Source organism: Streptomyces sp. NPDC031479, from assembly GCF_055581065.1.
The window spans coordinates 16,451-36,280 of record NZ_JBVIKC010000006.1 but is presented as its reverse complement, the minus strand read 5'-3'; the positions used below and the strand labels follow the sequence as shown (position 1 = coordinate 36,280).

Genomic DNA, 19,830 nt, shown 5'->3' with positions numbered 1-19,830 from the left:
AAATCAAATCAACAGCGTGGAGCTGATGATTCTACAAAAACCAACACCACTCGATGTGGTCCTGTTGCTTTCCGACTGGTTCTCCCGGTCGTCAGGCTCCGGGGACGGGCTCCACGGGCGCCGGCCCGGTGGTCGCCCGGATGACCAGCTCGGGGTCGAACAGCAGCTCCCCCGTCGGCACGTCCCGGTTGCTCACCAGTGCCAGTACGCTGCGGCCCACCTCCAGCGCCAGCCGGTCGGCGGGCTGGCGCACCGTGGTCAGGGGAGGATCCGTGAACTCGGTGATGGCCGAGCCGTCGTAGCCCACCACCGATACGTCCCCGGGCACCGAACGCCCGTGCCGGCGGACGCCCCGGATCGCCCCGAGGGCCATGTAGTCGCTGGCCGCGACGATCGCGGTGGCGCCCAGGGCGAGCAGCGGGCCGACGGCGGCCTGGCCGCCCTCCACCGTGTAGGACTGCCGGATCACCCAGCGCTCCGGCTCCTCGATGCCCCGCTTGGCCATGGCCTCCACGAAACCCCGCACCCGCCGGTCGGCGGGCTGGTTGCCGGCCGGGCCCGAGGCCATCCCGATCCTGCGGTGGCCCAGTCGGTGGAGGTGGTCGACGGCCAGTTCGGCGGCGAGCGCGTCGTCGGTGGAGAAGACCGGGGTGGGCACCCCGTCCGCGAACTCGCCGTTGATCCCCACGTAGGGGACCCGGCGCTGGCGCAGCAGTTCGTACGTCTCGGTGTCGGCGCCGTCGACGGTGTTGGACGCGGACAGGAAGACCACGGCCGCGACTCCCTTGTCCACGAGCGCGGAGATGAAGTCCCGCTCCTGCACCCCGCCCGGGAAGGCGGGGCACAGGATCGTCTTGAGCCCGTGCGGGGCGAGGGCCGACTCGATGCGCTCGGCGACATCGGCGAAGAACGGGTTGGAGACGAACTCGGTGATCACCGCGACCAGTTGGCCCTGGACCTGCCGTTCGTAGCCGAGCTCCGTCATGGCCTGCTCGACCGCGTCCCGGGTCTTCTTCGACACGCCCTGGCGCCGGTTGATCACCCGGCTGACGGTGGCCTCACTGACCTGGGCGCGGGCTGCGACCTCGGTGATCCCGACCTTCATCGCGGTCCTTCCGTGATCGTGAGCGATGCCATGCCGCCGCGCGGCACGGAGAGCGAGTGCGCTCCCTCCGGCAGGTACGTCGGCGGATCGTCCATGATACGGCCGTCCGGCCCGTGGACCACGCCCTGGACCCGGCCCCCGCCGCCCGTCACCTCGACCATCACCCGGTCCCGGTCCGAGCCGTTGACCACGCAGAAGTGGCGGTACGCGGAGAGGTCCAGCGGGACGACCCGGTCGCCGTGGACGCTCAGCAGGCAGTGGTCCCCGGCGCTCACCCGCACCAGCGGGTACAGCTCGTCGGGCCGGCCCGGTTCCACGTCCCCGTCCAGCAGCAGCTCGCGGTGGCCCCGCCACTGCGCCAGCCAGAAGCCGATCGCCTCCCGGTGCGCCGCGGGCACCCGGTCCAGCCGTACGGAGATCTGCGGCACCGAGTGCAGGGCCCCGATCAGCTGCCGGGCCACCGTCGTCACGGGCGCGTCGGCCGACCACAGGAGCATGTCGGAGTGGACGGCTCCGCCGACGGCGAGCAGTGACGTGTCGAGGGTGCGGACCCGGTTCGCGGTCGCGTCCGCCGGGCAGTCGAAGGAGCGCAGCATGTTGCCGAAGGGGGCCATGCCGGGCCCCGTGTAGGGCTGGCGCAGTTCCAGGAGCACCCCCGGGCGTACGGATTCCAGGACCGCGCGCAGTTCCGTCAGCAGGGTCACCATGGCCTGTCCGACGTCCCCGGCGCCGTCGCCCGCGTACACCATGGCCTGGTCGAGGAAGTCGAGCTTCAGTCCGTCGAGCCCGTACGCGTCGACCAGCCGGGCGCAGAGGCCGACCACGTGCGCGCGCACCTCGGGGCGGCGGGGGTCGAGCACGTGCGCGCCGGGGACGGTGGCCGGGGCGGGCGCGCAGGCCTCCCAGCGGCGGTGGCAGGCGGCCTCGGGGCCGAGGAGCAGGGGCGCGACCCAGGCCAGGTAGCTCAGCCCCTGATCGCGGACCCGGGCGACGTGCCCCGCGAAGTCGGGGAACTTGGCCCGGTCGGGCTCCCAGTCCCCGCAGCCGGCGTAGCCGCGCCCGTGGCCCAGCTCCTGCCAGCCGTCGTCGAGGATCAGCGCTCCGCAGCCGAGTGCGGAGGCCAGTGCGGCCTGGGTTTCGACGGCGGCGGCGTCGACGTCCTGGTTGAAGGCGTACCAGGTGGAGTAGACGGGCGTGCGGGCCGCGTCGGGCACCACCGCCGTCGCGGTCCCGGCGCCGAACCAGGCACGCAGGGTCCGCATGGCCCGCGCCACCGAGGGCGACCGCGGGACGAGCAGGATCCGGTGGGCCCGCGCCGAGGCGGGCAGGTGGAGGTGGACGACGTGGGTGTCGTTCTCTTCCGAGACCCCGAAGCGCAGGGCCGCCTCGGGCACCGGGTCGGCGGCGGCGAAGGTGAGCAGGGTGGCGCCGGTGTGGTCGTAGAGGCATCCGGCGGCGTGTCCGTCGACCAGCGAGACCCGGGACCGGCCCTCCCAGTCGGCGAGGAGGGTGCGCTGCCAGCCGCCCTGAGGGTGCCAGTATCCGGCGGCGTCACCGAGGGGCACGGAGAAGCGGAGCTCGACGGGGGCGCCGTCGGCCCGCACCTCCAGTACGCGCAGCCCCCCGGAGAGTTCACCGAGGGTCCAGCGGGGATCGGTGCCCGGAGCGTGGGCGAGGACGGCGAGCGAGACCCCGTCGAGCAGCGGCTCGCCCCGGGCGGGCGTCAGCCCCGCGGTGGTCACGGCCCCGGAGCCGTCCGACGAGGCGGTGGTGGTGTGCACGGTCACTCCTTCACGGCGCCGGCGAGCAGGCCGGACACGAAGTGGCGCTGCAGCGCCAGGAACACGAGGGCCATGGGGATGGCCGCGGCGGCCGTTCCGGCGAGGATCGCGCCGTAGTCGGTTTCGTCGAGGCCCTGCAGGGAGGCCAGGGCGACGGGGACGGTGAACGTGGCGCCGTCGCGCAGGACGATCAGCGGCCAGATGAAGTCGTTCCACTGGTAGAGGAAGAGGAAGATCGCCAGGGCGGCCAGTGCCGGCTTCATGGGCGGGAGCACCACCTTCCGGAACAGTCGCAGTTCGCCGCAGCCGTCCATGCGCCCCGAGTCGAGGAGTTCGTCGGGGAGCGCGGCCATCGACTGGCGCATCAGGAAGATGCCGAAGGGCAGGGCCAGGTTGGGCATGATCACGGCCTGGTAGGTGCCCAGCCACCGGAGCCCGGCCATCATCTGGAAGAGCGGTACGAGGGTGACCTGGGCGGGGACCACGAGCCCGAGCATGAGCAGTCCGAACAGGGCCTCACGGCCCCGGAAGCGGTACTTGGCGAAGCCGTAGCCGGCCAGGGTGCAGACGGCTCCCGCGCACAGGGTGTAGATCACCGCGATGAACAGGGAGTTGAGGACCACCCGGCCGAACTGCGCGGTGTCCTGGAGGGTGTGGAGGTTGGCCGCCAGGTGGCCGCCGGGCAGCAGCGGCGGCGGACTGTCGAAGATCTCCGCCGAGCTGTGCGTGGCGGCGACCACGAGCCAGTAGAAGGGGATCAGGACGGCGGCGAGGACGATGGCGAGTCCGGAGGTGAGCAGGATGCTCCTGCCGCGGTGGCGGGCGGGCGTCATGACTTGTCCCCCAGGAAGCGGAACTGGATCACGCCGAGAATGCCGATGAGGACGGCCAGGGCGTAGGCGATGGCGGACGCGTATCCGAAGTCGAAGTACTTGAAGGCGTTCTGGTACAGGTACACGCCGATGGTCAGGGTGGCGTTGTCCGGGCCGCCCCCGGTGAGCACGTACGGCTCGTCGAAGATCTGCAGGGTGCCGATCGTGGAGAGCACCGTCGTGAGCAGCAGCGCGGGGCGCAGGCCCGGCAGGGTGACGTGGCGGAAGGAGGTCCAGGCACCGGCTCCGTCCACGGCCGCCGCGTCGTACAGCTCGGCGGGCACGGTCTGCAGGCGGGCGAGCAGGATCACCGCGTTGTACCCGGTGTAGTGCCAGGTGAGCGCGAGGCCGAGGGAGACCTTCGCCCACAGGGGGTCGGTCAGCCACGGCACCGGGTCCAGACCCGCGAGCCCCAGCAGCCAGTTGACGAGCCCGTAGTCCTTGCCCAGCAGGACGGAGAAGACGATCCCGTAGGCGACCAGGCCGGTGATCATGGGCAGGAAGAAGCCCAGCCGGAAGAGCGCGCGGCCGCGCAGCAGGGTGGAGTTCAGGGCCACGGCGAGCCCGGTGGCGAGGGCCAGCATGACGGGCACCTGGACGACGAGGATCACCGCGGTGTTCTTCAGGGCGGTCCAGAACAGCGGATCGCCCATCAGGCGCGTGTAGTTGTCGGCGCCGACGAACCGCTCGGACCCGCCGACGGTCTTGTGCAGGCTGATCACGAAGGACCGGCCGATGGGGTAGATCTTGAAGACGGCGAAGAGGAGCAGCGCGGGCAGGACGAAGAGGTACGGCGCCACGCGCCGACGGGGCCGGGACCGGGGGGCCGGCCCCCGGGAGGCGACGGCCCGGGGTTTGCCGCCGGTGAGCGTGGCGGTCATCGGCGGACCTTGCGCCCGGTCTGCCGGCCCAGCTGGTCGGCGGCGTCCTTGAGCACCTTCGCCGGGTCGGCGCCGCCCAGCAGCACCTTGGACTGGGCATCGGTGACCAGCTTGAGGGCACGGGCGTAATCGGCGGTGTAGTTGAAGGCGGGCGAGGGGGCCTTGAGGGCCTCCAGGAAGACCTCTCCCTTCTTCTGACCGCTGAAGTAGGGGGACGGCTCGTGGAAGACCGCGTCGTCGTACGCCTTCATCAGGGCGGGGGCGATGCCCTTGCCCTTGTAGATCTGCACCTGGGAGGCCGGGCGGGTGAGGACGAACTCGACGAAGGACCAGGCCGCCGCCTGGTGTTTGCTCGCGCCCGCGACGGCGAGGTGGGTGGAGTTGACGGTGGCCGCGCTGGAGCCGCCCCGGCGTACGGCCGGGGGAAGCCTGACCTTCCACTTCCCCGCTTCCTCGGGGACCTGTTCCTGGATGATGCCGCCGAACCAGGTGGGCATGGGCAGGACGGCCGCGGTCCCCTGCTTCAGGGAGCTCATCAGGGCGTTCCAGCCGCCCGCGAGATCGCTGACCAGGCCGGCGTCGTTCATCGTCTTGATGAGGGTCATGGCCTTCACGGCTTCCGGGGAGTCGAGCGTGATCTCGCCGGAGAGGCTGAAGTAGAAGGCACCCTGGAGTTGGAGCAGCATCTGGAAGAAGTTGGCGGCGTCGGCCTGTGAGGCGGGCTTGTCGATGCCCAGCAGGTGAGCGCCGGTCTTCTGCTTGATCTCCTTGCCGGCCTCGATGGTCTCCTCCCAGGTCTGGAGGGCCTCCGCGTCCACCCCGGCCTTCTCGAAGAGGTCGGCGCGGTAGTAGAAGCCCGCCGAGTTCGCTTCCCAGGGCAGGGCGTTGACGCGCTTGCCGTCGGGGGAAACCGTCTGCCACATGCCCTGTGCGAAGGCGTCCCGGTAGGCGTTCGCGCCCAGCGGGCCGAGGTCGGCGAGGCCGCCGGGGAACTTCTCCACGTAGCCCGGCAGGTAGTCGACACCGATGTGCAGGACGTCGGCGAGGCCCTGGCCGTTGGCGGCGAGCCCGGTGGTGATCTTGTCCCAGATCGCCGGGTTGCCGATGTCCTCGACCGTCACCTCGATCCCGGGGTACTTCTTGTTGAACTCGGGGACGAGGGCCTTCATTTCGGCGGCGGGCCCCTGCCAGGACCACACCGAGATCTTCCCCTTGTCCTTGTCCCCGGCGGCCCCCTCCTGACCCGTGGCGCCCGTTCCGGAGCAGGCCGTCAGGGCGGTGAGCCCGGCCCCCGCGGCGACCGCGCCGCCCATCCGCAGCACTCTCCGACGTTCCAGTTCCATACCTGACCCACCCCTTGCTCGCACCGTCACGAAAGCCGATGGGGCAGGACTGTAACGAGACGCCTCCACGCTTGCAAGACTTCACTGAAATCTTTCAGTTCGATCCGGCAGTGAATTCTGACAAGTTCATTGCAGACCCTCAGTGGAGGTTGCTAGCGTGCCGCCCGCCCCGCGCCGTGCAGACCGGCCGCCCCGCCACAACCCGGGAGAACCCGATGACGCGTTCCCGTGTGTCACTCCTGTCCGCCCTCGCCCTGCTCCTCCCGCTCACCCCGCTCGCCCTCGGGGGCCAGGCCTCGGCGGCGGGCCCGGCCGCGGGGCGGTCCGTACCGCTCGCGCCCGCCCCGCTCCCCGTCGTCAACCCCGGCTTCGAACAGGGCGCTGCGGGGTGGCAGTTCACCGCCGGGACCGGAGTCGCCACGAACTATCCGCACGGCGCGGCCCGCCTCGCCTACCTGGACGCCGGACCCGCGATGAAGGTGTCCCAGACCGTGACGGCCACCGGCCGGGGGACGTACGACATATCCGCCTGGATCGCGACCGGCGGGCCGAACGGCCGCTACGTCGCCCGCGTCAACGGCACGGTGGCCGCCGCGCTGACCCTGCCGAGCGCCACGAACTACCGGCGCTACACCCTGAGCCGGATCGCCCTCGCCCCCGGCGACACGCTGGAGATCGCCTTCGAGTCGGGGGACGGCTGGGTCAACGCCGACGACGTCATGCTCTCGCCCGCCTCCCCCGCGGACCCGAAGATCAGCTCCTCCGACCCCAAGATCGTCGAGATGTTCGACTGGTCCAAGCGGAAGGCCAACAGCTGGGTACAGCTGCCGGGCACCCAGGGCCCGCTCAACGTCGACGAGAACCACACCGGCGGCAGCGGCACCGGCGCCTACGCCGCCTCCTACTGGGCCGGCTACGCCAACCGCAGCGGCTACTACTCGCGCGACACGGCCCACCAACTGGCGGGCGCCGGGGTGCTCGCCCTGAACGCCGAGAACCGGACGATGCTCCGCTCCTTCGCCGCCTCCGCCACTCCCGAGCACAAGTACTACCCGGCCTGGGCCCTGAACTTCGATGCGAAGACCTACCTGTCGATCGACTACAGGAGCCCGGTGAACTTCGTCCGCGAGGTGCCCGCCACCTTCGAGCTGGTGCAGAAGTCCGAGGAGGCGTACCGCTGGAGCGGCGACCGCTCCTACGTCGACGATCCGGTCCTGTGGAACTTCTACCGGCACGCCACCGACGAGTTCGTCACCCTGCACGACGGGCTCAAGGACAACGGGACCGTCAAGGTGGCCGAGGGCACCGGCCAGGGCATCTTCCAGGGCACCGCCAGCTACAACGAGCAGAGCGGCGAGCCGCTCGCCGAGGCCGGCGACGCGATCGGCTCCCAGTACCAGGCCTACCTGGCGATGGCCTCGCTCGCCCGCTCCAAGGGGGACGTCGCGCTCGCCGACCGCTACGGGGCCAAGGCCCGGGACCTGAAGGCGTACTTCAACTCGACCTGGAGCGGGACCGGCTCGGGTGCGGACATGGTGCGCGGCTACACCACGGACGGGCGCGCCCTGACCGGCTGGGGCAAGGAGAACAGCTGGTTCATGCCGATGAAGCAGATCCTCGACCCGGGTCCGCGCCGGGAGGCCTACCTCGACTACATCGACCAGCAGGCCTCGGGCCCGGGCCGCCCCGACAACATCGAGGCCCTCACCTACCTGCCGGACACCTTCTTCCGCAACAACCGGGCGGACACCGGCTGGAAGTGGATGAAGGACGTCTACGACCACAAGGACATCCAGCACGTCAACACCAAGCAGGGCACCAACGGGGACTATCCCGAGGTCTCCTTCACCCTGCTCGGCCAGACCGTCGAAGGGCTGCTGGGAGTCTCCCCCGACGCGCCCGCGCACTCCCTGAGCACCCAGTCCCGGCTGCCCTCGGGGATGGACTGGCTGCAGATCGACGACCTGCGGATCGGCGACTCGGCCTTCTCGCTGCGCCACGACGGGGCGACCCGTTCCTCGCTCACGCACACCTCGGGCCGTTCCTCCTACACCTGGGAGGCCCGATTCCCCGGCACCTACCCCACGCTGAAGGTCAACGGGGTGGCCCGCCCGGCCCGTACCAAGGTGATCGACGGAGTGACGTACACCTACGTGACCCCGCTCGTCGCCCCGGGCCGCACGGTCACGGTCCAGGCCGACTGAGCCCCGGCGGCCCGGTGGGAGACCGCCGGGGCGCGGCGTCCGCCCGGCAGGGTGCCGGGCGGGTGTCAGATCTCCAGGGCTCCGGGGAACGGCCCGTTCCCGACGCCGGGAGCGGTGACGGCCAGCCAGCCGTGACCGCTCATGGGGGTGTTCTCGTCGATCTCCTCCGGGTCGACGGTCACCGTTTCCGCCACTGCGTTGGCGTTCGCCTCGCAGGAGGCGTTCGGTTCGTACAGGCCGGGTTCCCAGTACTCGTCTTCCGTCTGGGGGGTCTCCCAGGGCAGCGGGTCGCCCGTCCATGCCGGCTCGCGGTAGGTCTGGTACGAGCGGATGACCCGGCCCTGCTCGGCGATGGCCCAGCCGTGCTGGTCGTCGTAGGCGTCGCGGAAGTAGAAGTGGGCCTGCCCGCAGTGCGCGCTGACCCGGGCCAGTACCTCCTCCTCGGCGCAGCCGGCCACCGGGCCGCCGAACACCATCCGCCAACCGTCGAACTCGGGCGTGACGAATGCCCGGCGGACGGTCGTCTCCTCGCCGTCGGGGCCGGTCGTCACGGCCGTGTCGTGCTCCACCGCCGACATCCCCATGGCCATGGTCGCGGGGATGCGGTCGTGGAGCCCCAGGGCGTCGAAGACACCCTCGTACGCAGCCGCCGGCACGGCGATCCACACGTACGGGCAGTGGTGGTCCAGCGGCCGGTCGGTCGGCAGCTTGATCCGGACCAGACGCTCCAGCGCCCGCCGGTCCCGGTCGCTCAGCTCGTCCCCGGCACCGGTCAACGCCAGCGCGTGCAGCGCATGGCGGCGCAAGGCGCCCGGCCCGCTGCGCCGTATCTCCAACAGGCCGCCGATCCCTTCGGATCCGAGCGCCTTCAGGTCCTTCTCGACCTGCCACACGGCATCTCGCCGGGCGAGCTGCGAAAGGAGTGACTCAAGTGTCGGGTTCTGCGTGTTCATGACGCCGACCCTAGAGGAGGGCCCGATCGGGCGGGTACGTCACCGACCGCGAGTGGAGGGGGCCGCAGGTCACGGTCAGGGAGACGGGGCCGGCTCGACCGCCCGGCTGCGGAGCAGCTTCTTGTCCGGCTTGCCCGCGTCGGTCAGGGGCAGCGCGTCGACGAAGGCGAAGCTCGCGGGCTCGTACATGGCGCCCTTCCGCTCCCGCACCATGGCGCGCAGCTCCTCTTCGCCGACGTCGGCGCCCGGCGCGCGGACGACGACCGCGTGGACTCGCTCCATGAGGTTGGCGTCGGGGACTCCGAGCACCGCGCTCTGCAGGACCTGCGGGTGGGAGTTCAGCACGTCCTCCAGTTCCACCGTGTACACGTGGCCTCCCACCACCACGATCATGTCCTTCAGCCGGTCCACGATCGTGATGTAGCCGTCCGGGTCGACGAACCCGATGTCACCGGTGTGCAGCCAGCCGTCCCGCAGTACCTCCGCGGTGAGCTCGGGCTGCTTCCAGTAGCCCTGCATCACGTGGGGGGAACGTACGCAGATCTCGCCGTGTTCGCCGGCGGGCAGGTGCCGTCCGTCGGCGTCACGGACGGTGACCTCGACGCCTTCCATGATCTTCCCGGCGGTTCGCAGCAGTTCGGGGCGCAGCGGATCGTGGTCCTGGGGGGAGAGCATGCTGATCCCGCCCGCTTCGTTCTGGCCGTAGAACTGGTTGAGCACGGGGCCGAAGCGCCGGACCGCCGCCGCGAGACGGGCCGGGGAGGAGGCGCAGCCCCCGTAGGTGAGCATGCGCAGGCTGGAGGTGTCGGTGCGGTCGACGTCGGGGTGGTCCATCAACTGGTAGAGCAGCGGCGGCAGCAGGAACGTGTGGGTGATGCGCTCGCGCTCGATGGCGCCGAGCACGGCACCGGCCTCGAACCCGTCCAGCAGGACGACGGTGCCGCCGCGGTGCAGGGTGGTGTCCGCCATGAGGCCCGCGGCATGCGCGAGGGTGGTGCACACCAGAGCCCTGACCTGCCCCTCCTCGGACCAGTCCGGTCCGATGGACACCCATTGCCCGAAGGTCGTGCAGATGGCCTTGGGATGACCGGTGGTCCCACCGGTGTGGCGGATGGTGCAGATGTCCTGTGGCTGCGCCGAGCCCGGCAGGTCTTCGGTGGATTCCTCGGCGGCGAGCCGCACCAGGTCAAGGCCCGCGCCTGCGCCTGCGCCTCCGCCGAGGACCAGCACCCGTTCCAGCGGCAACCGGCCGGCCAGGTCCGCGGCGCGCTCGCGGTGGGCGGGGTCGACTATCAGTGCCCGGGTCTCGACGTCCCGGAGGATGTCGGCGTGCACATCGGCCGAAAGGCCTGCGTAGAGGTGGTTCACGGCGCAGCCGAGCAGCCCGGCGGCGTAGCGGGCCGCGATCGTCTCGGGAAGGTTGCCTGCGAGGAGGGTGACCGTCTGACCGCGTGTCACCCCCTGGGCGCGCAGTGCACGTGCCATGCCGTGGACGAGGCCGCGTAATTCACCCGCGCTCACGCGCCGGTCCCGGTGTACCAGGGCCTCACGGCCCGGTTCCTTCGCCAGGGCGTCAAGAATCTCTTCCACGTGGCTGTGGAAGTGTTCGGTGGTGTCGTCCATACCGTCGTACATACCGTCGTCCATACCGTCCCCATTGGTTGACTTGAGCAACGAGCGGGAGGTTAACGGTCACTGATCCACGCGCCCAAGCCGGACGCCGACATCCGGCCAATACCCGCGCCGGGCCACGCGGGTCAGGGTGACGTGGCTCCGGGTGGCCGTGCAGGTCGGCCGCCCGGAGCCGTCAGCCGGCGCACGGGCGCCCCGGACTCCCCGGCGGCCGGCTGGACAGGGGTGTCACTGCACGATGCCGGCCTTGCGCAGCGCGGCCGCGACCTGGGCGGTCTGGTTGTCGGCTCCGCGCTTGTTGGGGTGGAACGTGGTCAGGGTCTCGTTGCCGCGGAAGATGCCACCGCCGTGGGCGAGCAGGCCCTGCAACCAGGCCGTCCACCCGGGGGTGAAGGGCGGCATGTCCTTGCCGGCGGGGAAGCGGGCGGGCCTGTAGCCGTCGAGCCGGTCGTCGAACTCGTAGCGGCCGTAGAGGCCGAACATCCACTTCTCGGCGCCTTCACGGCAGACGTGGTGGGCGCGGCTGGATTCGGCGATGTCGACGTAGGTGTGCCCGTGGGTCTGCGCCGCGTCGCGGATGACGGAGTCGACCAGGGCGAACTGCTCCTGGATGAAGGGCATGTCGCCCTTCTTGATCGTGATGTTCTCGTCCAGACCGCCGTCGCAGGTGCCCTGCCCGGCCGCGGTCGGGAACAGGGTGGGGTAGCCGACGAAGAGGAACCGGGCGTGCGGGGCACGCTCGCGCAGCTCCGGCATCATCTTCGCGAAGCCGCTGCGCAGGTCGTCTTCCTTCTGCGCGAGGTCCGCCCGGCCCTCGGCGGTGTTGCGGTAGTAGTCGGTGCCGGGGCTGCCCAAGGACGACGCGCCCAGGGTGGCGCACGTGGCGATGATCTGGCCGAGGTTGTACTGGTTGCCCCCGATGCCGACGGTGGCCAGGGTGGTGGCCGCGCTCAGCGCGTCGATCTGAGCGGGGCGCGGGGTGGGGGTGAACTGCGGCATGCCGCTGCCGTCGACCGGGACGTAGGGCGGGCCCCCGAAGACCGTCTGCGGGATGAGGATGCCTCCCAGCCCCAGCCCGCGGTCGTCGATCGTCGCGCCGCCACAGGTGACGTCGATGAACTCGTGCCCGGAGAGGACGGTGTGGGCCAGCTGCTGCGGATAGCTGTCCTTCGACCGGCCGGTGTAGTCGCCGTCCCGGCCGCCGAGGCCGCCGCCCACCGGTTCGCGGACGAGGTTGGCGTCACCGCCGATGTACTGGCCGGCGCTGTAGGAGTCACCAAGCGCGACGTACTGGGGCTGGATGCTGGACATGGAAACCTTCCGGGCGGCACTTTGTGTAGCTGCAACACTACACACAGTTACGCGCAGGAATGCGACACACGCCTAGACATCTGGCATATGACGAGACATCGCTCTCGCCGCCCGCTGCCGCCGGATCTCCGGCTCTGATCACCGTGCTCCGGTACCGGTTCGCGGCTGCGTGTGGCGAGTGGCGTGGAGGCTGCCGAGCAGGGCGAGGCCCCGGTCGCCGGGGCTGCCCGGTTCCGCGTGGTAGATCACGAGCTGCTGTCCCGGTGCGCCGCGAACGTCGAAGGACTGGTAGGAGAGCGAGAGGGGGCCGACCTCGGGATGGACGAGCTCCTTGGCTTCGCGGGTCTTTCCGCCGACGGTGTGCGCGGACCAGAGCGCGGCGAACTCCTCGCTCGCCCCGAGCAGGACGTCCAGCACCTCGCGCAGGCGTGGGTAGTGCGGTTCGAGGCCGGCCGCGCGGCGCAGGGCGGCGGCGACCGCCCCGGCCGACCGGTGCCACCGCGCGTGGAAGGCGCGGCCCGCGGGATCGAGGAAGGTCATGAAGGCGAGGTTGTCCGCAGCCCGGAACGGCGAGAAGAGCGCCTCGGCCAGGCCGTTGGCGGCCAGCAGGTCCAACGCGGGGTTGAGGACGAACGCGGGGGTGTGCGCGTAACCGTCCAGCAGCCGGCGCAGCGCGGGCGCGACCGTCTCCCTCGGCTGCGCCCGGTCACGCCGCGGCCCGCCGCCCGCCAGCCGGTACAGGTGGGCGAGGCCCTCGCGGTCCAGGCGCAGGGCCGTGCCGATCGCGTCGAGGATCTGCGGCGAGGGGCCGCGCTCGCGGCCCTGTTCCAGACGGGTGTAGTAGTCGGCGTTCATTCCGGCCAGGACCGCCACCTCCTCCCGGCGCAGCCCCGCAACCCGGCGGCGCCCGTAGGAGGCCAGCCCGACGTCATCCGGCGTCAGTCGTGCGCGGCGGGCCCGGAGGAAGTCGCCGAGGTCATTGCTGCTCATCTCCCCAGGCTAGACCGGGCGCCGGCCGCGAACCTGGGTGCGCGGTACCCCGGCACGGACCGTCCTGGCCCGGCCCCGGCCGCCGCACCAGACTCCGGAACACGAAAACGTACGAGCCCGTCGGCCTCTCGACTCCGCGGCTCCGTACGGGACTTCCCCCAGGAGGAACAGACATGACCGACACCACCGCAGTCACCCGGACCGTGGCCGTCACCGGCGCCAGCAGCGGCATCGGCGAAGCCACCGCACGCCGCCTGGCGGCGGACGGGTACCGCGTCCTGCTCGGCGCGCGCCGGACCGACCGGCTCGAACGGATCACAGCGGAGATCACCGAGGCGGGCGGCGAGGCCTTCTTCCGCAGGCTGGACGTGACGGACGCGCAGGACACCCGCGCCTTCGTCGAGGCGGCGCTCGGCGCCTACGGCCGCCTCGACGCACTGGTCAACAACGCGGGCCTGATGCCGCTTTCTCCGCTCGACGCCCTGCGGACGGACGAGTGGGACCGCATGCTCGACGTGAACGTCCGGGGCGTCCTGCACGGCATCGCCGCCGCCCTCCCCCCGATGCGCGCCCAGGGCGGCGGGCACATCGTGAACATCGCCTCCGTGGGGGCCTACGAGGTCTCGCCCACCGCCGCCGTCTACTGCGCCACCAAGTTCGCCGTCCGCGCCATCTCCGAAGGCCTGCGCCAGGAATCCGCCGGCGGCATCCGGGTCACCCTCGTGTCCCCGGGCGTCACCGAGTCCGAGCTCGCCGACACCATCGGCGATCCGGTGGCCCGGGAGGCGATGAAGGCCTACCGCGCCGTGGCGCTGCCCGCCTCGGCGATCGCGGGGGCCATCGCGTACGCCCTGGCCCAGCCCCCGGAGGTCGACGTCAACGAGATCGTCGTACGTCCGGTCGCGAGCGCCCGTTGACCGGCCGGACGCGGACTCGTCACGGGAGGGTGAGGGTGCGGTCGGGGCGGTCGCCGTCGTGGGCCTCCAGGGTCGGGTAGAGGCGCCACTCCCCCGCGCGGAGCACCGCGACCGGGCAGGACCAGTTCTCGTGCGGTTCGGGGTCCACGATGTGGGTGGTGGCCGTGGTGACGTCGTGGATCACCAGCGAGAGCACCGCGATCTCACCCATGCCGACGTGCCCGTGAAGGGGGTGGTCGTCCGGGGCGGCCGTCTCCGTGACGTAGAAGCGGGCGTCCACCCAGTAGCCGGTGTCGTCGAGGAAGTTCGGTGCTTCCACCCGGATCCCGTCCACCCACAGCATCACCCCGGACCACCGCCCCTGGACGGTCACCGCCCGGTGGCGGTCGTCGGCGGTGAAAGCGGCCCGCACCCCGAACCGGGTGTAGCAGTCCCAGAAGCCGCTGCAGGCGCCGGCCACCGGGCCTCCGCGCGGAACCGGCCGCTCGCCGGCGGGCGGCGGGACGGGGTCCTGCGCGCAGGTCCGCGGCTCTCGGCAGGGGCGGTCGATCCGGCGGGTGCAGCCGAGGCCCAGGGCCGCGAAGTCGCGGGGCGACAGTCGGGACAGCAGCTCGCCCAGGCGCTCGCGGTAGCCGTCCTCGCCCAGCCGAGCGGTCTGCTCGGCGGCGTCCGCCCAGCACTGCCGGACGGCGAGCGCCCCGGACGAACGGCTCAGCCAGTCCTGCCACGGATCCGCTCCCGGCTCCGGGTCCCGCTCCGGCGCCTGCGGTCGTGCCCGTTCCGTCCCGGGTTCCGTCTCGGCGGTCGCCCGGTTCCTCCGCCTGCGCCACAGCCCCATCGCGCGCCACCCCCGGCGACCGATCGTAGGCCCTGGACTTCACAGGACGCCCGCCGGTGTGTACGCGCCCGGCGGGCCGCACAGCGGCCGCGCGGCTACCGCCGCGCGGCCCGCTGGGTCAGGAGCGCGGCGACACCAGGGCGACGGCCTCGATCTCCACCAGCTGATCGGGGAACGCGAGGTCCGTGACACCGAGGATGGTGTCGGTCGTGCGGTGGTTGCCGTTGTACTCCTTGTGCAGCCGCGCGGCCGTGTCGAAGTTCTTGCGCAGGTCCTTGGTGTAGATCTTCATGCTGACGATCTGGCTGCGCGGGATCTTGTAGTGCGCGAGCACCTTGTCCAGGTTGTCGAACGACGTGCGCACCTGCTTCTCGAAGTCGCCGACGCCCACCAGGTTCCCGGCCGCGTCATGCGACAGCTGGCCCGAGATGTAGACCGTGTCCCCGGCTCTGATCGCCTGCGAGTACCCGTAAGACCCCTCCCACGGCACCCCGAACCCGAAGTGGTCCCAGCCGCGACGCCCCTGGTCCTGCGCGCTGGCTCCCTGCAGTCCCGTGAAAGTGATCATCGCGGCCACGACCGCGGCCACCACCGCGGTGATGCCGAACCTGCGCCCTGACTTGGTCATTTCCCTCGTCCTTTCCTGCCGAGTGGAGCCTGGAGCCCCGACATTGACAGGGCATGAGCGAGAACTCCTCGAACGGGAATCGATTGGACGTGGAACCACCGAGCGGAAGTACGCGTATCCGTCAACGCGCCCTCCGGCGAAGGCCGTTGCGCGTCGCCCCTCGCGCGGCGGTGCCTTTCGGGCGTGGCCGCACCGTCTGACAGGCTTCGATCATGAACATGCACATGGTGTTGCTCTATGGATGCGCGGTGGCCGTCATCGTGCCGGGTATCCGGCTCTTGACGACCCTCGCCGCGGAGGACGGCGGGGAGATACCTCCTCCTGTGGCCTTGCTGCGGGCGTGGCGGCGGCCGGTCCCGGGGGTCGCCGTGGGGCTGGTGGCCGCCATGGTGGTGCTGGGTGCGGTCCAGACGGTCGTCCCCGGCACGATCGACGCGCTGGCGCGACACCCTCATGGTGCGTGGTGGCGAGCGGTGACCGCGTTGGCGGTGCAGTCGTCAGGATGGCTCCAACTCCTGTTCAACCTGGCCGCCCTCGCCGTTGTGGCTCCGGTCGCCGAGCGGCAGTTCGGCCCCTGGCGGACGATGCTGGTGTTCGCTGCGAGCGGGGTCGGCGCACAGGCGGTGAGCATGGCCGGCTGGAGCGTTCGGGGAGGCGGCGACTCGGTGGCGATCTGCGGCCTCGTGGGCGCGCTCGCCACCTGGTACGCGGTGTGCGGCGGCGTCGTCGCCCTGCGGTGGGTGGCCCTCCTCGTCCCCACCGCAGGTCTCGTCCTGTGTCTCCTCACCAACAACCACGGCGTGGGCCTTCTTGTCGGCGCCGCGCTGGGAGTCGCGCTGACCGTGCCCGCGCGCTCGCCCCTGTCGGGATGACTCGGCTGTGCGGACTCAGCCGCCGGTCAGTGCGCGGTCGAGGAGGGGGAGCAGGCGGTCCCAGTGGTGCTGCAGAGCGGCGGGGTCGAAGGCGTCGGTGTCGGACATGGTGAACCCGTGCACGGTGCCGGGGTAGATCTCGGAGGTGTGGTCGACGCCCCCCGCGTCCAGGGCCTGGTTGAGTTCGCCCAGGGACTCGGGCGTCAGGTCGCTCTCGGCGTGGCCGAAGTGGACCCGGGCCGTCATCCCGGCGAGGGCGTCGAGCCCGTCCGCCGCCACGGGAGCGTGGAACGCCGCGACGGCGGCCACCCTGCCGGGGTGGGCCGCGGCGGTGCGCGTCGCCAGGAGGCCGCCGATGCAGTAACCGGTCACCGCGACCGGTCCGGCGGCGACCTCGGGCCGGGTGGTGAGGAACCTGAGGTAGGCCTCGGCGTCGCTCCGGGCACGCTCGGCGGTGTGCTCCTCGATCAAGGGCATCAGCCGGGCGAGAACGGCGGGCCGGTCCTCTTCTCCGATGTACTCGGGAAGCTCGATCACCGGGGTGGGGCCGTGCCGGTAGAAGGGATTGGGAACGAGTACGTAGTACCCGTGCCCGGCCAGTTCGCGGGCCATTTCCCGGAGCACGGGCCGGATTCCGAAGCCGTCCGGGTACATCAGGACCCCCAGGTGCCGATCGCCGCCCTCGGGGAAGGCGGCGAAGGCGTCGGCCCGGCCATCGGCGGTGGGAACGTGCAGCATCGTGGTGGGCATGTGTTCTCCTGTCGTGGTTGACGTATCGAGTGGTGATCGACACGACAGGAGGCGGAGCCCGCGCGGCAGCGCCGGATGCGCGGTCCGACTGCGGGCCGGCACCGGCCCGTACGGCGCTCAGAGGAGCACCGGGTCACCGATCCGTGTGTGGCGCAGGGCCGTCCCGGTAGTCATAGCCCCACAACGTAGCCCATCGGGCAGGGTCCGTGCCAACGCCCTGGCCTGGGTGTCCGCATGGGACCCGCTGCTGTCAGCCGGCCGGGGCCCGTGCAAGATGGCGCTGCCGGCCAGAACCGTGGCCGGCTCCAAGCCCGAGGAAGACCCATGTCCACCGCTGAACCCTGGCCCCCCGCACCCACCACGCCGTGGCCCCCCGCCCCTCCCCGGCGATACGGAAAGTGGCTTGCAGTCGGCGGCTGTACCGGAGCCCTGGGCTGCGCCGCGTTGGCGTTCCTGGCCGTGGTCTGCGCCGTGGTGGCGTTGGTCGCGATGGTCTTCCTGGGACGCCTCTGGGTGCCCGGAGCTCCGGGCGACGCCGTCGTGCTGACGAGTGCCGAGGCGGCAGGGGTGTGGGAAGACGGACAAGGCGGCAGCCTCGTCCTGGCCGGGGACGGGACGTTCAGCGCCTCGTCCGCCTGTGGCGACTACTTCGACCCCCAGAGCCAGGCCATCTCCGGGTTCGGCCTCGCCTCGGTCAAGACGGGTACGGGGACCTGGGACCTCCGATCGGCATCACAGACCGAGGGCGGCCCGCCACAGTCGACCCTTCGCTTCGTATTCGCCCGCGACGGTGTGAGCAGCAGCTACGAGGCGACCGGCACGACCGCGGCCCCGATGCTCTGGACGTACATCGGTGATCCCGACAACGGGGAGCGCTGCATCCTCAAAAGGGTGGCAGGCGCCGACGCGCACGGCCCGCGGGGCTGACGCCCGCTGTGGCGAGGATCCGCAAGCCCGGCTCCTTCACGGGTTCACCGGCGTGGTGGCTTCGGTTGGTCGAGGTGGGGTGCGAGCGGGGCCAGTGTGGTGGGCCGCACGGCGCCGGATGCGGCCGAGCCGCGCAGCAGTTCGGCCAGGTCGTGGGGCTGGGCCGGCTCAGCGGTGGGGGCCGCCGCCGTGATGCGGTCCAGCCGGAAGCCCCGGCCGGCCCGTCGTGTGCGGCACCAGGCGATGAGGTACCAGCGGCCGTCGGCGGTGAGCAGCCCGGCCGGTTCCACCTCACGGTCGCTTCCTCGGCCCGCCGCGTCCGTGTAGGTCAGCCGAAGGACCGTGTTCGTGCTGAGGGCCCGTTCCACCGCGGCGCGGACCGTGGAGTCGCTCGGCGAGGGCTGCGCCACGATCCGTACGGCGAGTCGTCGCGCCGCCGCCGAGGCGGGACCGGTCATCGAAGCCGCGATCTTCTGGGCTGCCGTACGGGCCGCACCGGCGTACGGGGCGCAGGCATCCGCGGCGGCGAGGGCTACGGCCAGTGCCGAGGCTTCATCGGCGGTGAAGTGCATCGGCGGCAGGGTCATCTCCCGGTCGATGGACCAGCCCCCGCCCCGCCCGGTCGTGGTACGTACCGGGACACCGGTCTGCATCAACGCCTGCAGGTCACGCTGCACCGTACGCGTGCTCACCTCGCACCGCGCGGCGAGCGCCGCGACCGTCATCGGCCGCGGCGCCACCGCGCGCAGTTCTTCCACCAGGGCGTAGAGCCGGACCGTACGGTTCATGCCCACGACGCTACCGTCCCGCGGAGGCCAGGAACTCCTGCTCGCGCACCAGTTGCCGCTCGGTGACGGTCAGCGGGAACAGGGTGAAGCCGTGCATGGCACCGGCGACGAGTTCGAGTTGCGCGGGCGCGCCCGCCGCCCGCCACCGCCCGGCCAGGAACACCGAGTCGTCCAGCAACGGATCCTCGGTGCCGACGACGACACGGGCCGGCGGCAGGCCGGCGAGGTCGGCGTACAGCGGCGAGACCTCGGGATCGCGGCGCTGCTCCGCCCCCATGCCCGGCGTGCACTGCTCGTAGGTCCACCGCAGCGTGTCGGTGTTGCTCAGCAGCAGCCGGGAGCCGAACGATCGCTGGCTCGGTGTCATCGACAGGTCGTAGGGGCCGAAGAGCAGGTGGGCCGCCCGGAACGCGCCGGTGATGCCGTGCCGGTCGCGAAGGCGCAGCAGCGTCACCACGCTGAGGTGGGCACCGGCCGATTCGCCTCCGATCAACAGCCGTTCGGTGCCGAACTCGGCCGGGGCGTGCTTCACCAGCCACCGGGCCGCCGCTTCGCAGTCGTCGGGCCCGGCGGGGAAGGGGTGTTCGGGTGCGAGGCGGTACTCCACGCTCACCACGGCCAGCCGTGCCCGCTCGGCGAGGCGCCACAGCCTCTCGTCCTGCCCGTCCGAGGAACCGAACATCCAGCCGCCGCCGTGGATGTGGAGGTACACGCCGTCGACGTGGTCCGGCCTGAAAACCCGTACCTTCACCCCGTCCCCGACGATGCGGTCCTGGCCGTGCGCCAGTCTCACCGGTGGTGTGTCGCCGCCGAGCCGGTTGCGCCGCAGGCCGGCCAGCAGGGCGGCGTCCGGCGTTCCCGTGCGCTGCGGTCGGCTCGCGGCGGTGGCCTCGAACCGCTCGTTGAACGTCAGGGTCTCCGCGAGGCAGTCCTCGTCCGTGATCATCATGTCGCCCATGCTCACGGCCGTGCGCGACAGCGTGATGTCACCCTTTTCCGGAGAGCTGCGTCACACTGCCGCACCATCGCCGTATCGCC

At 71.5% G+C, this 19,830-nt stretch carries 18 protein-coding genes; 4 read left to right on the top strand and 14 right to left on the bottom strand.

The window, feature by feature from the left end:
* Positions 1–91: 91 nt before the first annotated feature.
* The 5 genes from ACZ5D2_RS09230 to ACZ5D2_RS09210 are packed head-to-tail and all read right to left on the bottom strand — an operon-like array spanning position 92 to position 5,982.
* Complete coding sequence (locus ACZ5D2_RS09230; protein WP_371680809.1) at positions 92–1,105, bottom strand: LacI family DNA-binding transcriptional regulator; 1,014 nt, start codon at positions 1,103–1,105, stop codon at positions 92–94.
* The gene (locus ACZ5D2_RS09225; protein ID WP_371680808.1) at positions 1,102–2,886 is read right to left on the bottom strand and encodes a glycoside hydrolase family 36 protein; all 1,785 of its coding nucleotides are present in this window, start codon (positions 2,884–2,886) and stop codon (positions 1,102–1,104) included. The genes ACZ5D2_RS09230 and ACZ5D2_RS09225 overlap by 4 nt, the downstream gene beginning before the upstream one ends.
* A 2-nt stretch (positions 2,887–2,888) precedes the next feature.
* Positions 2,889–3,719 (bottom strand): carbohydrate ABC transporter permease, encoded by an 831-nt coding sequence (locus tag ACZ5D2_RS09220; RefSeq protein WP_371680807.1) that lies wholly within the window; start codon positions 3,717–3,719, stop codon positions 2,889–2,891.
* Positions 3,716–4,639, bottom strand: coding sequence for a carbohydrate ABC transporter permease (locus ACZ5D2_RS09215; protein WP_371680806.1), 924 nt, complete (start codon positions 4,637–4,639; stop codon positions 3,716–3,718). Before ACZ5D2_RS09215 ends, ACZ5D2_RS09220 begins: the two co-directional genes overlap by 4 nt.
* Positions 4,636–5,982, bottom strand: a complete 1,347-nt coding sequence (locus ACZ5D2_RS09210) for an ABC transporter substrate-binding protein (RefSeq protein WP_468928332.1) — start codon at positions 5,980–5,982, stop codon at positions 4,636–4,638. The genes ACZ5D2_RS09215 and ACZ5D2_RS09210 overlap by 4 nt, the downstream gene beginning before the upstream one ends.
* A 215-nt stretch (positions 5,983–6,197) precedes the next feature.
* Between ACZ5D2_RS09210 and ACZ5D2_RS09205 the strand changes: the two genes are divergently transcribed.
* Positions 6,198–8,186, top strand: coding sequence for a hypothetical protein (locus tag ACZ5D2_RS09205; protein WP_371680804.1), 1,989 nt, complete (start codon positions 6,198–6,200; stop codon positions 8,184–8,186).
* Between the two features lie 65 nt (positions 8,187–8,251).
* Here ACZ5D2_RS09205 and ACZ5D2_RS09200 read toward each other — a convergent pair whose 3' ends face one another.
* From ACZ5D2_RS09200 to ACZ5D2_RS09185, 4 genes are all read right to left on the bottom strand, one after another.
* Positions 8,252–9,139, bottom strand: a complete 888-nt coding sequence (locus ACZ5D2_RS09200) for a hypothetical protein (RefSeq protein WP_371680803.1) — start codon at positions 9,137–9,139, stop codon at positions 8,252–8,254.
* Between the two features lie 75 nt (positions 9,140–9,214).
* Complete coding sequence (locus ACZ5D2_RS09195) at positions 9,215–10,786, bottom strand: AMP-binding protein (RefSeq protein ID WP_468928330.1); 1,572 nt, start codon at positions 10,784–10,786, stop codon at positions 9,215–9,217.
* Positions 10,787–10,999: 213 nt separating this feature from the next.
* Entirely contained in the window at positions 11,000–12,082 is a 1,083-nt protein-coding gene (locus ACZ5D2_RS09190; RefSeq protein ID WP_468928328.1) for an SGNH/GDSL hydrolase family protein, read from the bottom strand.
* A gap of 138 nt (positions 12,083–12,220) precedes the next feature.
* Positions 12,221–13,072 (bottom strand): helix-turn-helix transcriptional regulator, encoded by an 852-nt coding sequence (locus ACZ5D2_RS09185; protein ID WP_468928326.1) that lies wholly within the window; start codon positions 13,070–13,072, stop codon positions 12,221–12,223.
* A gap of 173 nt (positions 13,073–13,245) precedes the next feature.
* Here ACZ5D2_RS09185 and ACZ5D2_RS09180 point away from each other — a divergent pair, with 173 nt between their 5' ends.
* Positions 13,246–13,989, top strand: a complete 744-nt coding sequence (locus ACZ5D2_RS09180) for an SDR family oxidoreductase (RefSeq protein ID WP_371680799.1) — start codon at positions 13,246–13,248, stop codon at positions 13,987–13,989.
* 19 nt (positions 13,990–14,008) lie between these two features.
* Here ACZ5D2_RS09180 and ACZ5D2_RS09175 read toward each other — a convergent pair whose 3' ends face one another.
* Both ACZ5D2_RS09175 and ACZ5D2_RS09170 read right to left on the bottom strand, forming a co-directional pair.
* Positions 14,009–14,827, bottom strand: a complete 819-nt coding sequence (locus ACZ5D2_RS09175; RefSeq protein WP_468928323.1) for a hypothetical protein — start codon at positions 14,825–14,827, stop codon at positions 14,009–14,011.
* 118 nt (positions 14,828–14,945) lie between these two features.
* Positions 14,946–15,455 (bottom strand): RidA family protein, encoded by a 510-nt coding sequence (locus ACZ5D2_RS09170; RefSeq protein ID WP_266844560.1) that lies wholly within the window; start codon positions 15,453–15,455, stop codon positions 14,946–14,948.
* A 212-nt stretch (positions 15,456–15,667) separates the two neighbouring features.
* Between ACZ5D2_RS09170 and ACZ5D2_RS09165 the strand changes: the two genes are divergently transcribed.
* Positions 15,668–16,327, top strand: coding sequence for a rhomboid family intramembrane serine protease (locus ACZ5D2_RS09165; protein ID WP_468928321.1), 660 nt, complete (start codon positions 15,668–15,670; stop codon positions 16,325–16,327).
* 15 nt (positions 16,328–16,342) lie between these two features.
* Here the strand turns inward: ACZ5D2_RS09165 and ACZ5D2_RS09160 are convergent, their stop codons facing one another.
* Positions 16,343–17,077: a dienelactone hydrolase family protein gene (locus ACZ5D2_RS09160; protein ID WP_468928318.1), complete on the bottom strand. Its 735-nt coding sequence runs from the start codon at positions 17,075–17,077 to the stop codon at positions 16,343–16,345.
* A 324-nt stretch (positions 17,078–17,401) separates the two neighbouring features.
* On the opposite strand from ACZ5D2_RS09160, the gene ACZ5D2_RS09155 reads away from it, so the two are divergent.
* Positions 17,402–18,004, top strand: coding sequence for a hypothetical protein (locus tag ACZ5D2_RS09155; RefSeq protein WP_468928317.1), 603 nt, complete (start codon positions 17,402–17,404; stop codon positions 18,002–18,004).
* Between the two features lie 44 nt (positions 18,005–18,048).
* Here ACZ5D2_RS09155 and ACZ5D2_RS09150 read toward each other — a convergent pair whose 3' ends face one another.
* The gene (locus tag ACZ5D2_RS09150) at positions 18,049–18,792 is read right to left on the bottom strand and encodes a helix-turn-helix transcriptional regulator (protein ID WP_371680794.1); all 744 of its coding nucleotides are present in this window, start codon (positions 18,790–18,792) and stop codon (positions 18,049–18,051) included.
* Between the two features lie 10 nt (positions 18,793–18,802).
* On the bottom strand, positions 18,803–19,750 hold the full coding sequence (locus ACZ5D2_RS09145) for an alpha/beta hydrolase (RefSeq protein WP_371681407.1): 948 nt from the start codon (positions 19,748–19,750) through the stop codon (positions 18,803–18,805).
* Positions 19,751–19,830: the final 80 nt, after the last annotated feature.